Consider the following 503-nt stretch of genomic DNA (forward strand, 5'->3'; position numbering starts at 1 on the left):
GAATATCTGCTTGGATGCCTGCACCAATAGCCACCACTTCATCAGGATTGATGCTAGTGAGTGGTGTGCGGCCAAAGAATTCGCCTACCATTTCACGGACAAGCAAGGTACGAGTTGAGCCACCAACCATCACCACTTCAAGTACTTCCTCCGCTTCTACGTCAGCATCTTTCAGTGCACGACGACAAGACATCAGAGTTTTCTTCACGAGTGGGCGAATCAGATCTTCGAACTGCTCGCGTGTTACAGTGCCTTTCCAGCCAAACACGTCAACTTCTACGCTGTCTTGCTCAGAGAAAGCAATTTTGGTCGCCGTTGCAATGTTCAGTAATGCACGGTTTTTCTCAGCAGAAAGCGGCGCTTCTAGGCCAGCTTGCTCCATTAGGTAATCCGCTAATAGGTGGTCAAAGTCATCACCGCCAAGTGCAGAGTCGCCGCCTGTTGCTAATACTTCAAATACGCCTTTCGACAAACGTAGGATAGAGATATCGAACGTACCGCCA

The 503-nt window shown here is 49.3% G+C and carries 1 protein-coding gene; it reads right to left on the minus strand.

Annotated features, from left to right (window positions below):
- On the minus strand, window positions 1-503 hold a 503-nt coding region (locus tag R8N49_RS30915; RefSeq protein ID WP_318190925.1), incomplete at both ends, for an Hsp70 family protein.

Source organism: Vibrio sp. 1978 (genome assembly GCF_033344345.1).